Source organism: Chitinophaga deserti (assembly GCF_003149455.1).
In the GTDB taxonomy this organism is placed as follows: Bacteria; Bacteroidota; Bacteroidia; order Chitinophagales; family Chitinophagaceae; genus Chitinophaga; species Chitinophaga deserti.
The window spans coordinates 37,389-53,102 of record NZ_QFFK01000015.1; the positions used below are offsets into that span (position 1 = coordinate 37,389).

Genomic DNA, 15,714 nt, shown 5'->3' on the forward strand with positions numbered 1-15,714 from the left:
GGTATAATGTTGCTGTCTTGCTTATGCTGATAGGGCACAGCAAGCTGAAATCAATAAATGAATTGAATAAATTAACGCAGGTAGCCGGGGAGTATCAAAGCGGAGATGCTTCGTGGGCCTGCGTTAGGCAGCAATGATCGACAGGAGGTTATATGTTGATTGGCGTGTCATAAGTTACAAAGGTAGTAAAATTGGGGGTTATGACCTGAAATGAAAAAAGACAAATCAGTATAAACCGATTTGTCTTTTTCTGGTGCCCAGAACTGGATTCGAACCAGCACACCCTTGCGAGCGCTGCGACCTGAACACAGTGCGTCTACCAATTTCGCCATCTGGGCATCCCTGGTTTGTGTTCGGGATTGCAAAGGTAGATTATTCCCGGAATTTTCCAAATTCTGACGCAAAAAAATATCACACCCGGAAACATCCGTAGTCATTTTCGAAAGATGTTAAATCACATTCAAGTGCTGAACGGTCCCACTGTGCTGCGTTTGCCGCTGCTTCGTAAGTGCTTTGCAGAAAATCCATCAGTGTTTTTTCAGGATTTGCCGATTGTTGTACCACGCTGTAGGGTAAAAGAAATTCCCCCAGTTCCTGGCTGAAATATGCGCCTTCCGGTTTTACCGGCTGCTCTGCAAAACCTTCCGGGGCCGGATAGGCATAACTGTAGAACGCTGCTTCCGGAAATGCATCGCTTCCGGGCCAGAAACCACAGGAACTTACTTCCTTCGAATAGGCTTCCTGCATCACGCGGGCAGGCATATTGGGCGCGGAGCCGGTATGCAGGGGAGCGTCGCGGCCTGAGAAGCGGGTAACCGCCAGGTCGAAGGCGCCCCAGAAGAAGTGGACGGGGCTCACCTTGCCGGTAAAGCGGGCGCGGAACCGGGTAAAAACAATATGTATATGTACCAGAGCCCGCCAGCATTCTTCCATGCGTGCGGCATCGTAGGAGCGGTGGGTGTAATCATCTTCAAAAGGCACGGCATCTTCCAGCTCACTCGGCATGGTGAAAATTTCCACGTCTACCTCCAGCTTTTTCAGTTTCTCGAATACGGCGTTGTAAAAATCGGCTACGGCCATGGGGCGCAGCTCCAGGGTTTCCTGGCTGCCGGCGCTCGTAATTATCCGCAAACGATGGTGTATGAAATCGAAATCGATCTGGAAAAGCCCGCCGGGGTAAGGCATACTGCCTGTGCTCAATCCTGCCGGACTTACGGCCAGCGTCACATGCCAGGAGTGGTTGAGCCAGGGCATGGAGCGCAGGCGGATTTTACCGATAACCTGCGTCCAGCGGTGTACGGTAGCCAGTGTGTCTTTCCAGGAGTTATAGTCCAGTACGGGCCATTTTGTTGCCATAGCTTTTGGGTTTGTTATAAAAACAATCCCGCGCCACTTTGGTTGTACCCATAAAAACGACCGCGCCCGGGAAATTAACCCGGGGCGGCCGTTGTCGTCTTATGCTGAAGAATTACTCCCTTATACAGTGAACCGGAAATAGCACCAGCAGCTCCATGCGCAGTAGCGGTCTCCGATCTTGGCCCGTACTCTCCACCTTCCGGGCTGAGCGCCTACGAAGTTGTAGTTGAAACTGGTACCGGCAATGTTGTGGAACACGGCAAAGTTGCGGAAGCTTTGTGCGGCCCACTGCCCGGCGTTCACGGCACCGAAAGCATCGATCTCAATGCTGTAAGTAGCACCGGGAATGTTTACGGGCAGCCATTTGAACGTCATGGTGCGGGGATAGTGGTTGAATACGCTTCCGTCTGCCGGCTCAATTGCACGGGGAATGGCACCTTTCCACCAGGTGAGTGTGGGATCTCCCAGGATGCTCATACCATAGAACCATTGGCGCTCGCCCAGGTCGTGATCGGTGCCGCGTGCCTTCCACCAGTCTACCATCGCATCGCCAATGCATTTGCCTTTGCCGATGGGATCGTAGAAGTCTGCGAAGAAGAGCATAGAACCGGTTTTGGTGCTGCCTACCGCGGTAAGTCCGTAATTGGTTTCTCCACCTGCTTTATCGAAAATATACCATCCGCCCAGGTAATCATCCTGCGTGTAGCGGGCTGTGCTGCAGCAGAAGAGGTTGTAGAAGTGTGCATTCGGGGCACGGCTGTCGCGGAAATAGCTGCGGTCGATCCATTCTGTAGTGCCCGTTGAAGGGATGTGGAACGAATGTACGTGTGGCGATGAGTGGGAGCAAAGCTGTACGAAGGAGCGCATCTTGTTCACTTCGTCTTTGTACAGATCGGCGTCGGTGATATTGGGGTTGGTGTACTTGGTGATGAAAGATGCGGGCGTCATCAGGTCCATCTCACAATCGTCGAAGCTGGTCCAGTCATCTTCCACATACGCCAGTGCGGAACGGCTGTGGCCGAGGTTACCGGTGCGGAAGAGGTGGTTGCGGTCGAAATAATTGTTGAGCAAAGCTGCGTCGTTTCCACCAAGGGTGGGCGTCCACATACGGCCTATCCAGATCTCAGGAGTTACATCACCGCTAACGGCGTTGTATTTACCATCGGCATCGGTATCGCTCCAGGTGCCATTGGTGTCCATGTAGAAGAGGTCGCAGGGGAACTCGGTGCTGGCGCCGTGGAAGTCGTCGCTCATTTCAAACCATGCCACGGGGATGGAGCCTACCATTACACAGCCTACAGGGCTTTTGCTACGGATGTAATTGCGGATGAAGGCCGGCTTACCGCCGTTAACGACGTGCAGGGTAGCCCAGTAGCCGTCGCGGGCGAGATCGAGGATGTAACGGTCGGTTTTTTCTTTGGTGGCAACATACACGTCTTTATGCACGAGTATGAGCACTTTGCCTTTGGGGAAGCGCAGCCAGCTGTAGGTATTGAGGTAGCTTTCTGCTGCCGGTGCGGCGGGGCGTGGCTTTTCGTCGATGAGGGGCGGCAATTCAAGGATGCTCTTGTTGATCTGAGCGTATTCAGCGAAAGAACTGAGTCGGATTTTATTGGGGTCTCTCAGCTCCAGATTGCGCACGCTCTGATAGGCCTGCGCCAGTTTGTAATTGCGGCCTACTGCCTGCATGTTGAACACGGTCCGGTCCTGCAGCACCTGTGTACGCACGGTGGCGAGGTTGGAAAGGCTCTGTTTTTCTCCGGCGATGGGTCCGCCTTTTTGGGGTTGCTTTTCGTTGGACATCTTCAATGCTTTTTTTGAGGTTAAACAACGACCCAAAATTACATTTGCCCATATCCTTCGAACAGGTAGCATATACCTGAAGTTTTGCGTACTTCTACGGCGCCGGTGCTTGCGGAATGTACGGCCTACGGCAGTTTCACCTCTTCCCACCAATGCGTGGAAGGGAAAGGCTTATGCAGCACGGTGGCTTCTCCGATGCGGGGAGTGGCTACAGGGATGTTATGCTTCTGTGCTTCGGCAACAGTTCTGCGAACGGGTTCATCCCAGGGGTGGAAGGCGAGAGCGAATTTGCCCCAGTGTACCGGCAGCATGCCTTTGGCGCGGAGGTCTTTGGCGGCCTGCACTGCCTCTTCCGGCATCATATGAATAGAGGCCCAGTCGGTATTATACTGCCCGGTTTCGAGGATGGCGAGGTCAAACGGACCGTACTGTTCACCAATAGATTTAAAATGCGGGCCGTATCCTGAATCGCCGCCGATATAGATCTTTTCCTTTCCTGATGCAAGGATGAAAGAAGACCAGAGGGATTGGTTCCTTTTCACACCACGGCCGGAGAAGTGGCGGGCAGGGGCTGAAGTAAGGGATAGTCCTGCAGGAAGTTGGGTACTTTCGCCCCAGTCCATTTCCCGGATCCTGTCTTTGGGGATGCCGTACCGTACAAGATCAGCCTTCACGCCAAGCCCGGTATATACTTCGCCCACACGGTTGCGGAGGCTCCGGATGGTGCGGCCGTCGAGGTGGTCGTAGTGGTTGTGGGTGATGATGAGCACGTCAATATCCGGCATGTCATCCGGTCCAAATACATTCGACCCTGTGAAGGCTTTGGCGAAAATGGGAACGGGGGATGCATGGTTGCTGAACACGGGATCTACGAGGATGTTTTGCCCGTTCATGCGGATGAGATAGGAGGAGTGGCCGAACCAGGTAACGGAGGTTTCGTCAGTCAGCTGTTCCTTCAGATTGCGGCGCAGGGCCGGCAATGGTGCGGGCGGGTATACGCTGCGCGGTTTGCGCATGAATTTGAAGAAGGCTTTGAGCATCGAAGAGTCGGGAGACATGAGCACGGTATGTTCCTGATTGTGAAAAACACCGTTACGGTAGTTGGGAGATTTCCATTCCATGACAGCGAATGTACGAAGCGTGCTGAATTGCTGAAGCACAGATGTCGGATTTTTACAATCCGGAGGCGGAAGCAGCGCGTACATTTGTGGTATGATCACAATTGCCACATTCCGGGAGCTTTGCTTGTCTATGCCGGAAACCACGGAAGTGAAGCACTTCGACCGTCAGGCTTTCCGTACGAAGCGGAAGATCTTTGCTACCCTGCTGGAGGATGCCAATACGGCTAATTTTCCGTTTACCCCCGAAGAGCAGGCGGCCTGGTGTAAAGCAGCGCCGGGAGTTTTTTATCCGGTGCCCGGCGGGTGGGGCCTGCAGGGTTGGACTACCGTTGATTTACGTAAAGTAAAGAAAAGCCAGCTGGTGGATGCCGTGCAAAGCGCCTGGTATCATGCCGCTCCGCCTAAGCTGCAGGAGCATTTCCGGTTGCAGAACGGGCTATAAGATGGTGAGGTTCTTGGCGCGGTAGGGCTGTATCTCCGGACTGTCGGCAGGCAGTTCCGTGATGAGGTAATGTACTTCCTGAAGATCTGCAATCTTCATTTTCATAGAGGTGTTGAGTTTTTCGGCGATGGCAAGGATGGCGATTTTATCTGCCGCCTTGATCATGGCCTTTTTTACCTGGATGGTTTCCCAGTCGGAGTCGGTAAGGCCGTTGGCCGGGTCTATGGCGTTGGTGCCGATGATGCAGAGGTCGGCCTGGATGTTTGAAAGGTATTCGAATACTTCACCGCTTACGGTCATCTGGCTGTAGGCGGATATCTGCCCGCCGATAACGATCGTTTTGATCATGGGTTTATCGAGCAGTTCCACGGCAGATAATACGTTCACGGTAATAAAGGTGGCGCGCAGGGTGGGAGGGATCTTTTTGATGAACTCCCGGATGGTAGTGCCGCCACCGATGAGTACGATCATATCATCCTGCAATAATTGCAAAGTTTTTTCGGCTATAACCACCTTGTTGTTCTGCGCATAGGTCTCCGATTCATGGCCGTAATGATAGGCGATAGACATGGCGCCGCCCTTAATCTTCACTACTTCACCATCTTCCGCCAGCTCATTCACATCGCGGCGGATAGTATCCTCCGACACGTTGATAAGCCCAACCAGATCACTGTAGGTGATCCGGGTATGAATATTAACCTGTTTAATGATTAGTTCCTTCCTGGCCTTTTTGGTCAGGGAAACCGGGGGTAACTGGTCTTGCGATTGAATGTCCATAGTCATCTTAGTTGCGCTTGCAAATGAATTTTACTGAAAATTCCCTGTTATGCAAAGAATTCCGGTTAAATCACCGGTAAAAATAATATTCTGACCCATAATTTCGCAATTTTTGAATACAAACTGATGTTTTTGCGTTAATTTTTTTCCAGTTGAGAATGGCTGGTAGTTTATATATATTGATATACAATTGGTTGTGTAGATGAAGTCGCAATTCCTGCGGACATACTAGATAACTATTTGCAATTATTGCTAAAAATAGCTGCAAATAATTTGCAAATCTTGCAATAATGCGTAATTTGAGTCAAGAATTTTGCATTTATCCGACTTATTTATCAACCAAACCACCGAGATGAAAACATTCCAACTGGCTGCTTTTCCACGACTGCTCCTATTGTTTTGCAGTATGTTCCTGTGTCTGGAAAGTATGGCCCAATCCCTTAAAATTACCGGCACGGTTTCCGGTGCCGACGGACAAAAAATCCCCGGCGCCTCCGTTTCCCTCGCCAGCGCCCGCGGTACCGGTACTGTATCCGATCCCGGCGGCCGATTTTCCCTCTCCATTCCTGCTTCGTCTTCTCCGGTTACACTCGTGGTGTCTTTCATCGGGTACGACAATGCCACCGTTACCCTGCAGCCGGGTCAAACCAACATCGATGTGGTGCTCACAGAAAGTACAAAAGCCCTCAACGAAGTGGTGGTTACGGCACTTGGTATTAAAAAGGCCCGTAAAGCAGTAACCTACTCCGTTTCCGAAGTGAAAGGCGCTGACCTCACGCAGGCCCGGGAGATTAACATGGTGGAAGGGCTCACGGGTAAAGTAGCGGGTGTTTCCGTATCCGGCCTTGCCGCCGGCCCCGGCAGCTCCAGCCGCGTAGTGATCCGTGGTAACGGTTCGTTTGGCAACAACCAGCCGCTCTATGTAATCAACGGTATGCCGCTCGATAACTCCACTTCCAACGTACCAGCTTCCGGCAACGCTTCTATCGGCCTCAATGCCGACCGTGGCGATGGTATCGGCGGTATTAACCCGGACGATATCGAGACTATCTCCATCCTTAAAGGCGCTACCGCTTCTGCCCTCTATGGCAGCCGCGCAGCCAACGGGGTGGTTATCATCACCACTAAACGCGGCCTCAAACAGAAGGGCATTGGTCTGGAATACAATTCCACCATTACCCTCGAAACTCCGGCCATCGTGCCCGACTGGCAATCAGAATACGGTCAGGGTACTCGCGGTAACAAACCCACTACCCAGAACGAAGCCATTAACTCCGGCCGCCTTTCCTGGGGCCCAAAAATGGATGGCTCCAATGTGATCCAGTTCGATGGCGTATCCCGCCCTTATGTTGCACAAAAGGATAACATTAAAAACTTCTACCGCACAGGTACTACTTTCACCAATACGGTGGCCGTAAGCGGTGGCAGCGAGCTGGGAACCTACCGCCTGTCTATGTCAGACATGAACAATCGCGGTCTGGTCCCTAACTCAGAACTGAATAAAAAGATCTTTAGTCTGGGTGTGGTAGCCAATCTCCATAAACGCCTCACAGTAGAAGGTTACGCGCAATACAACAAAGAAAAGGCGAAAGGCCGCTCCAACGTGGCGGACGCTACCGGTAACCCTAACTGGGGTACTTACATGCTGGCCAGCACGGTAGATGTGCGGAGTCTGGCCCCGGGGTATAACCTCAGCACGGGTCAGGAAACGCCCTGGAACCCTTCCGGCTTCGCTACCAATCCATACTGGGCGGTGAACAAGTTCATCAATAACGACGACCGCGACCGCTTCATCGGAAACCTGAACGCTAAATTCAATATCCTCGATAACCTGTTCGTCCGCGGCCGTGTAACGCACGACTATACCACCATTAACTGGCTGGGGGTAGTGCCTTCCGGAACTGCCTACGAACCGCGTGGTTATTATCAGGAGCATACCACCGGTATTACAGAAACCAATGCTGAACTGACCTTGAACTATCAGGGCCGCTTCGGCCGCGATTTCACAGTGGATGTACTTGCAGGCGGCAACCGCCAGCGGTACCGCTCGCAGAACAAGATCCTGCTCGGTAACTTCTTCGCAGAGCCGGGCTTCTACGATCCTTCCAATGTTCGCAGCCTCACCACTACCAATGTGCTCCGCCGTTCAGGGGTAAACTCCCTCTTCGCTTCGGCCGACCTTGGGTATAAAGACATGTTCTTCCTTACCGTAACAGGCCGTAACGACTGGTTCTCTACCCTCGATCCCGAGAACAATAATATCTTCTACCCATCCTTCGGCGGTAGCTTCATCCTCAGCGAAGCTGCCAATCTGCCAAAGGCCATCACATTCGCCAAGATCCGTGCTTCCTGGGCACAGGTAGGCGGTGGTGCGCCGGAGCCGTATGCGTTGAACCAGACGTATCACCTGGTACCCGGTGGCGGTCACTTCGAGCAACCGCTGCAAACACCTTCGCAGGTAGCCGGTGCCGGTGGTGGTACACTCACCGCGCCTAACAGGAAACTCCGTCCGTATACGAATACAACACTGGAAGCAGGTTTTGAAGCGCGCTTCCTCAATAACCGCTTGTCTGCAGACTTCGCGGTGTACGACCGCCGTACTAAAGACGATATCGTGAACATCACCATCTCTCAGGGTTCCGGTTACAACTTCACCAATATCAACATCGGTGAAATGAGCAATAAAGGCGTGGAGCTTTTACTGAGCGGTATTCCTATTCAGAAGAAGAATTTCAGCTGGGAAGTGACGTTGAATGCCGCTTACAACAAAAACGAAGTGGTGCGTCTTGCGGATGGGATCAAGTCTATTGAGATCGACCGTGCAGTGAATGGTTACGCTACCATCTCGGCAGTTGTAGGTAAGCCCTTCAGCATGATCAATGCTACCAAGATCATCCGCAATGCGCAGGGGCAGGCGGTATACGGAGCCAATGGCTGGGAAATGGCTACCATCGCGCCTGAAGAGATCGGCACGGGTGTAGCGCCCTGGAATGGCGGTATCAATAACAACTTCCGTTATGGCCGTTTTAACCTCGGCTTTCTGGTGGATGCCCGCTTTGGCGGATATGTATATTCCGGTACCAACCTGTACGGCACCCGCTTCGGTTTAACGGATATCACACTGCCGGGCCGCGATGGCGGTTTAACCGTGAATGGTGTGGATGATAAAGGCGCGCCTTTCACCAAAACACTTCAGTATGCAGATCTGCAGGGGTATTATGATAACTGGAAGGCACAGTCGGAGCGGTTTGTATACAAATCAGACTTCATTAAACTGCGCCAGGTGATCCTGGGGTATAAGCTGCCTTTCGAGAAGATCGGAGCGGTGAAATTCCAGGGAGCTTCGCTCTCCTTCGTAGCGCGCAACCTGCTCATCCTGCATAAGAAAACACCGAATGTAGATCCTGAGTCTACTTTCAACAACTCCAACGCGCAGGGCTTTGAGATGTTTGGCGTGCCCCGCACCCGTAGCTTCGGCCTGAATCTGATGGTTAAACTGTAAACGCAAAAAAGAACGATCATGCAACGCATAGCCAAATATACTTACGCGCTTCTGCTGGGCGCATCCATGGGCCTCGCTTCGTGCGATAAGGGTTTTGAGGAAATGAATACCAATCCCAATGCCTCTACCAAACCCAATGTCGATTTCCTGTTTTCACAAAGCATCCTACAGGGGAACTATGTGTACGACCGTGTGTATTTCTACACCTCGTACCTCACCTGCGGTGCTTTTATACAGCATTTTTCCTTTGCAAAAGATGTGACGCTGGCAGGCAGTGGGGATAAGTACGGTCAGGTGGATGCTTACCAGGGCCAGTACTTCCGCTTTGCATATACCAATGTGCTCACTACGCTCTTCGAATTGCTCCGTGCCACGGAAGGGAAGCCTGAACTGGTGAATAAAGCCGCATCCGCACGCATCTGGCGTGTCCTCATCCAGCAGCGTATTACCGACCTGTATGGCGAAGTGCCTTACACAGAAGCTAACAAAGGCGCTGTTGAAGGGATCTTTCAACCTAAGTATGACACACAGGCTTCCATCTACGATGGTATGCTCCGTGAACTGGAGTCCGCTGCTAATTCTTTCGATAACGGACAGCTGAAGTTTGCTGCGGCCGACTTTGTGTACAAAGGCGATATCGCCAAATGGAAGAAGCTGGCATATTCACTTATGCTCCGCGTTTCCATGCGCATGTCGAAAGTAGCGCCGGAAAAAGCCCGCGAGTGGGCAGCGAAAGCCATTGCAGGCGGCATCATTATGCAGGAGGAAGACCAGGCTGTTGTACAGTACGGCAGCGGTTCGCAAACCTATAATGTGAACCCGGTGGTGTTTGAGCTCGTTGGACAGGATTTGAAACCCAGCTCCAAAGGCGCGGATAATACAGAGAACGGTAAGTACAGCAAAACGCTTATCGATTTCCTGAAATCCAATAACGACCCCCGTCTGCCGGTTATCTCGGTAGTATGGAACGGCGGTGTGCCCGATACTTCGGCAGCCTTGCAGAAAGGGATGCCAAATGGAACGGAAGTTCGTCCGAATGATTTTGTAACGTATTCCGAGCCTAACCCGGCCACTGTATTGCAGAATTCAGCACCGCTGATCGTGGTATCTGCCGCAGAAATGCGTTTCCTGCTTAGCGAGGCTATCCTTCGCACCTGGGCTACTGGCAACGCTGCACAGGCATATAAAGAAGGAATTGAGATCGCCATGCGGAACTGGGCGCTTTTTGGCGCAGCTGGCCGTATACCGGCGGATAGGATCAATGCCTATACTGCAGCACATCCGCTGGCAGGTACCTTCAATGATCAGATGAGCCAGATCCACAGCCAGTTCTGGGTGGCAACGCTGTTCGATGAGCAGGAGGCTTATGCTAACTGGCGGAGAACGGGTTATCCAGTACTGACGCCTGTAAATGCAAAGGATAATCAAACCAATGGTACAATTCCCCGCAGACTGCCTTACAGCAGAACCGAGCAGGGTAGTAACCGTCCTAATTACGACGCGGCCGTATCCCGTCAGGGAGCTGATTTATTGACAACCCGCATCTGGTGGGATAAATAACACTGATGCGTTTCTTAGTTTTTCTCATTCTGTTTTACCATTTGACCTTGCCAACAACAAGGGCCCAGCGGCCCGGCGCTTCCGATAAGGAAGCGCCGGCACCGCGGGCTTCCAGAGTGGTGAAGTCCGGCGGCGCTTCTTCGCGGACGTTGCCTGCACCGGTTATCCCTCAGCTGATACCGGTGCCGGCATCTTACCGTACTTTACCCGGTGTCCTGACTTTACGCAATGCTGCCGGTATGCAGTTCCCCCGCGAATTATCCAATGCCGCAGCTTTGCTGGGTGAATATCTGCAAAAGGAAGCGGGATTAAAAAACGGAACCGGCGGAGATATTGTTTTCCTGCTGGATACGAATGCTGTTAAAAAAGATGAAGCCTATCATCTCCTGATAACTACCCGTAATGCAACCATTACCGTGCGGGATACCGCCGGTGCTTTTCATGCCGTGCAAACACTGCGGCAATTGTGGAAACAACGTAACGGGCAGGTGACCTTCCCAGCCTGCGAAATTTCGGACTATCCGCGCTTCGCTTACCGTGGTATGCACCTCGATGTAAGCCGACACTTCTTTTCAGTGGATTTCGTGAAAGGGTATATCGACAGTCTTGCCCGTTACAAATTCAATACTTTCCACTGGCACCTGACGGATGATCAGGGCTGGCGGATCGAGATAAAGAAATACCCTAAACTGCAATCGGTAGCCGCATGGCGCGATGAAACCATGACTGGCCATAAGAAAGAGCTGCCTCACCGCTTCGATGGCATAAAATACGGCGGCTATTATACGCAGGATGAAGTGCGGGAGATTGTTGCCTACGCTTCTTCCCGAGGCATCACCGTAATCCCGGAAATAGAAATGCCAGGACATGCGCAGGCGGCCCTTGCCGCATACCCGCATCTGGGTTGTACCGGCGGGCCGTACAAGACCGCTGCCTTCTGGGGTGTGTTTGATGATGTGTTCTGTGCCGGGAAAGACAGTACGTTCCAGTTCCTCGAAGATGTACTGGAGGAAGTGTTGCCCCTGTTCCCTTCAACATACATCCATATCGGCGGCGATGAATGCCCTAAAACCCGCTGGAATGCCTGCGCTGCCTGTAAAGCACGGATGGAGAAAGAAGGGCTCCCGGATGCAGATGCGCTGCAAAGTTATTTCGTGCGCCGCATTGGAAAGTGGCTCAATGCGAAGGGCCGTAAACTGATTGGCTGGGATGAAATACTGGAAGGCGGATTGGCTCCCGGCGCTACTGTTATGAGCTGGCGCGGTACGGAAGGTGCTACACAGGCTGCAGCTCAGGGCCACCGGGTAATCATGACACCGGAAGATGAGTATTACTTTGATCATTACATCTCACTATATAACGACGAGCCCGTTGCTGCAGGAGGTTACACTCCGCTGCAGGAAGTTTATAACTGGGAGCCTCCTTTGCCCGAACTCATTGCGGGTGTGCAGGGGCAGCTCTGGAGCGAGTATCTGCCCACCGAAAAACAGGCCCTGTACATGCTCTATCCCCGCATACTGGCAGTTGCGGAAACCGGTTGGAGTCGTGCAGATAAAAAATCGTGGCCCGGTTTCCTGGCGCGCCTCAGCAACATGGATGCTTCACTGATCCCTGATGAGGTGGTGATGCATGCAGAAGCCGGCAAACCGGGAAGTATCCGCGTTTCGCTGGAAAGTACCGGAGCCATTCAATACCGCCTGGGCAATGGACCGGTTCAGCTTTACCAAGGCCCCTTCACCGTTAAATCTTCCACGATACTGGAAGCGTGGCGGAAGGAGCGTGGCCCGGACCGGAAGCTGCGCCGGGAGTTGCTGGTGCAGCTCGCAACGGGAGCAAAGGTGATGCTGCAACAGCCTCCCAACACGAAGTACAATGCCGGTGCACAAACACTGGTGAACGGTATATCCGGTACGCACCGCTACAACGATGGACAGTGGCTGGGCTTCTCCGCCCGCGATCTCGAAGTGGTGATAGACCTGGGCGCTAAAAGAACGATCCGGAAGGTGGGAGCCAATATCCTGAACTATCACTGGCAAAGGATGTGGGAGCCAACAGACTTGCAATTCTTTATTTCTACAGACGGGGTAAATTATACTCCCGTTGCTTCTACAGACCGCTTCCCCGTTTACGGCATCAATGCCATAAGACTGGAAGTGCGTGCGGCAGAAGCCCGGTTTGTGAAAGTGACAGCCCGGAACAAAGGAAAAATTCCACAGGGGGAATATGGTGCAGGTGGCAACAGCATGTTGTTGGTAGACGAATTGATTATCGAATAATAAAAACGGAAGGATGGCTTTTGGGATTGTTGCTGCCTGCATACTTTTACTGATCGTTTTGCTGACCTGGGGTAAGATGAACGCTTTCCTCGCCTTCCTGCTCGTATCCATCGTTGGTGGCATATTGCTGGGCCTGCCACTTCCGGCGATTCCCGGGGCATTGCAAAAAGGTATCGGGGATACAGTAGGCGGATTGCTGCCCATCCTCGCACTGGGAGCCATGTTGGGTAAACTGGTAGCAGAAAGCGGGGCAGCGAAGCAGATCGCCCAATCGCTTATGGAGCTGGTTGGCCCAAAGTATGTGCAGTGGGCGCTGCTGGCGGCGGGTTTTATTATCGGCATCCCGCTGTTTTACGGAGTGGGCTTTGTGCTGATGGTGCCGTTGATTTTTTCTGTCATTTACCGCTATAAATTACCCGCAGTAGCCACAGCGCTTCCGGCGCTGGCGGCCTTGTCTGTCACCCATGGCTTTTTACCGCCGCATCCTTCGCCGGTTGCACTGGTGCAGCAGTTTGGGGCCGATATGGGGAAAACACTGTTGTATGGACTGGTTGTGGCCGTGCCTGCCATCCTGGTGGCGGGACCGCTGTTCGCGCAGTTCCTCAGGCGCATTCCCGCCGGAGAATCAACCATGTTCCGCGCACCGGAAAATGATGATGTGCCACTGCCGGGCAAAATGTCCAGTTTCCTCACGGCATTGCTGCCGGTGCTGTTACTGATGGCAGGAGCCGTAACTTTGCACTTCTGGCCCAGCCTGCCCTGGCTGCAATTCGCAGCCGATCCTTCCGTGGTAATGCTGTTCTGTGTACTCACCGCCTGCCTTACACTGGGGCGGATGCAGGGGAAGGATATGGCCACGGTAATGCGTATCTGTGGAGAGGCGGTGAAGGATATTGCGCCGGTGTTGCTGGTGATTGCCGGAGCAGGTGCACTGAAGCAGGTACTGGCCCAAACGGGCGTCAGCAACCAGATTGCAGCAGCTATGCAAACTTGGCCTGTGCCTCCCCTGGTACTGGGGTGGATGATGGCCGCCATTATCCGTGCTTGCGTAGGGTCTGCCACCATCGCTGGTCTTACCGCCGCAGGCATGGTGGCGCCACTGGTGCAGTCCGGACTGGCCGATCCCAACCTTATGGTATTATCCGTAGGCGCGGGCAGCCTCATGTTCTCGCATGTCAACGATGCCGGGTTCTGGATGTTCAGGGAGTATTTCTCATTGAGCATTAAAAGCACCCTGCTGTCGTGGTCGGTTATGGAAACATTGGTAGGTGTGGCCGGGATGGCAGGAATTTTACTGTTACAATTGATCTTATAAAAACAGGATATCTTATGAATTACAATGCAGAAGAGCAGTTTGAAAAGACCGGATTGGTATTGCCTCCGGCACCCGCGCCGCTGGGGGTGTACAAGCCTTACCTGATCGACGGGAAGTACCTTTACCTCTCCGGCCACGGACCAGTGCAGAACGACAAATCCCTTATCATCGGCCGTATCGGGAAAGACATGGATATGGAAGCCGGCAAACTGGCCGCGCAGCAGGTGGGGCTCACCATGCTGTCTACCATCAAAACCCATGTGGGAAGCCTGAACCGGGTGAAAAGGGTTATTAAAGTGCTGGGAATGGTGAATTGTACACCTGAATTCGAAAGACATCCTTACATCATCAACGGCTGCAGCGAACTGTTCGCCGCCGTATGGGGAACGGAAAACGGGATAGGCGTGCGCAGTGCCGTGGGATTTGGTTCACTGCCGGATAACATCCCTGTGGAAATTGAAGCGCTGTTTGAATTACATGATTGACTTCGCTGATTTTCCCGAAAAGTCCTACTTTCCCGGAAAATACCCGGATATGATCCCATCGCTCACCACATTCGGAGAATTATTGCTGAGGCTGCACAGCAGTGGCGACAGCCGCTTTCTGCAAACCTCTGGCTATACGCCCTTCTACGCAGGTGCAGAAGCTAATCTGAGTGTATTACTGGCGCGGCTGGGTATTCCGGCGCAGTATATAACGCGGGTGCCGGGCCACGATCTTTCGCTGGCCGGCATCGCGCAATTGCGCGGGCAGGGAGTGGACGTAAGTAACGTGCTCTACGGCGGTCAAAAGCTGGGCATCTACTTCTCAGAAACCGGTAACCACATCCGCCCGGTACAGGTCATCTACGACCGTGCCGGCAGTGCCTTTTCAGAACTGAAGCCCGGCATGATTCATTGGGACGATGTGCTGGATGGGCAAACGCATTTCCACTGGACCGGCGTTTCCCCTGCAGTATCTGCGTCCGCTGCCGAAGTGTGTGCGGAAGCTATCAATGCCGCGCGCAACAAAGGAATCAATGTATCCGCCGATTTCAATTACCGTTCCCGCCTATGGCAATATGGTAAGCATCCACGGGAAGTAATGCCCGCACTGCTCGCACAATGCCACATCGCAGTGGCGGACCTGGATGCCTGTCATGTATATTTTGGATTAGAGACGGATGCTTCCCGGAGTTGGGAACAACAATTCGAAACTGCCGCACATGCGCTGAAAGATCAGTTTATGACCGATCTGCAGGCATTGGCAATGAGCTTCCGCGTACAGGAAGGAGGGCAACTGATGTATACGGCCGCACTCATGACGGCCGGTAAAGCCTTTTTCAGCCACCTCAAAGTAGCCTTGCCACAGGTGCGGGAAAGCATCGGTACGGGCGATGCTTTTGCAGGCGGGTTGTTATATGCTACCATGATGGGCTTCTCCCCGCAGGATACCATCGACTTTGCTACCGCCTGCGGTATCATCAAACAAAGCATTCCCGGCGACTGGCCCCTGTTTTCCAAAGAAGAGGTGCAGGCCATGATGAGCCGGGGTATCAATACCCGTATCTCCCGCTAATATTG

Annotated in this window: 11 protein-coding genes and 1 tRNA gene; 7 read left to right on the forward strand and 5 right to left on the reverse strand. The window is 52.9% G+C overall.

The window, feature by feature from the left end; genetic code table 11:
* Positions 1-251 precede the first annotated feature (251 nt).
* The 4 genes from DEV76_RS24625 to DEV76_RS24640 form a co-directional block, all read right to left on the reverse strand.
* Positions 252-338: transfer RNA gene (locus tag DEV76_RS24625), tRNA-Leu, on the reverse strand.
* Positions 339-411: 73 nt separating this feature from the next.
* Complete coding sequence (locus DEV76_RS24630; RefSeq protein ID WP_109700623.1) at positions 412-1,356, reverse strand: DUF5996 family protein; 945 nt, start codon at positions 1,354-1,356, stop codon at positions 412-414.
* A gap of 120 nt (positions 1,357-1,476) precedes the next feature.
* Positions 1,477-3,159: a C25 family cysteine peptidase gene (locus tag DEV76_RS24635; RefSeq protein WP_157963097.1), complete on the reverse strand. Its 1,683-nt coding sequence runs from the start codon at positions 3,157-3,159 to the stop codon at positions 1,477-1,479.
* A 125-nt stretch (positions 3,160-3,284) separates the two neighbouring features.
* The gene (locus tag DEV76_RS24640) at positions 3,285-4,319 is read right to left on the reverse strand and encodes an MBL fold metallo-hydrolase (RefSeq protein WP_232827039.1); all 1,035 of its coding nucleotides are present in this window, start codon (positions 4,317-4,319) and stop codon (positions 3,285-3,287) included.
* 52 nt (positions 4,320-4,371) lie between these two features.
* On the opposite strand from DEV76_RS24640, the gene DEV76_RS24645 reads away from it, so the two are divergent.
* The gene (locus tag DEV76_RS24645; RefSeq protein WP_109700625.1) at positions 4,372-4,722 is read left to right on the forward strand and encodes an MmcQ/YjbR family DNA-binding protein; all 351 of its coding nucleotides are present in this window, start codon (positions 4,372-4,374) and stop codon (positions 4,720-4,722) included.
* Here the strand turns inward: DEV76_RS24645 and DEV76_RS24650 are convergent.
* Complete coding sequence (locus DEV76_RS24650) at positions 4,717-5,499, reverse strand: DeoR/GlpR family DNA-binding transcription regulator (protein WP_109700626.1); 783 nt, start codon at positions 5,497-5,499, stop codon at positions 4,717-4,719. The genes DEV76_RS24645 and DEV76_RS24650 overlap by 6 nt on opposite strands.
* Before the next feature lie 352 nt (positions 5,500-5,851).
* Between DEV76_RS24650 and DEV76_RS24655 the strand changes: the two genes are divergently transcribed.
* From DEV76_RS24655 to DEV76_RS24680, 6 genes are read left to right on the forward strand one after another with little or no spacing between them, the layout of a single operon-like run.
* Positions 5,852-9,001, forward strand: coding sequence for a SusC/RagA family TonB-linked outer membrane protein (locus DEV76_RS24655; RefSeq protein ID WP_109700627.1), 3,150 nt, complete (start codon positions 5,852-5,854; stop codon positions 8,999-9,001).
* 18 nt (positions 9,002-9,019) lie between these two features.
* On the forward strand, positions 9,020-10,561 hold the full coding sequence (locus DEV76_RS24660) for a SusD/RagB family nutrient-binding outer membrane lipoprotein (RefSeq protein WP_109700628.1): 1,542 nt from the start codon (positions 9,020-9,022) through the stop codon (positions 10,559-10,561).
* A gap of 47 nt (positions 10,562-10,608) precedes the next feature.
* The gene (locus tag DEV76_RS24665) at positions 10,609-12,837 is read left to right on the forward strand and encodes a glycoside hydrolase family 20 protein (RefSeq protein WP_198652225.1); all 2,229 of its coding nucleotides are present in this window, start codon (positions 10,609-10,611) and stop codon (positions 12,835-12,837) included.
* Between the two features lie 13 nt (positions 12,838-12,850).
* Positions 12,851-14,152 (forward strand): GntP family permease, encoded by a 1,302-nt coding sequence (locus DEV76_RS24670; protein ID WP_109700630.1) that lies wholly within the window; start codon positions 12,851-12,853, stop codon positions 14,150-14,152.
* A gap of 14 nt (positions 14,153-14,166) precedes the next feature.
* The gene (locus DEV76_RS24675) at positions 14,167-14,637 is read left to right on the forward strand and encodes a RidA family protein (RefSeq protein ID WP_109700631.1); all 471 of its coding nucleotides are present in this window, start codon (positions 14,167-14,169) and stop codon (positions 14,635-14,637) included.
* A gap of 49 nt (positions 14,638-14,686) precedes the next feature.
* The gene (locus tag DEV76_RS24680; protein WP_109700664.1) at positions 14,687-15,709 is read left to right on the forward strand and encodes a sugar kinase; all 1,023 of its coding nucleotides are present in this window, start codon (positions 14,687-14,689) and stop codon (positions 15,707-15,709) included.
* Positions 15,710-15,714: the final 5 nt, after the last annotated feature.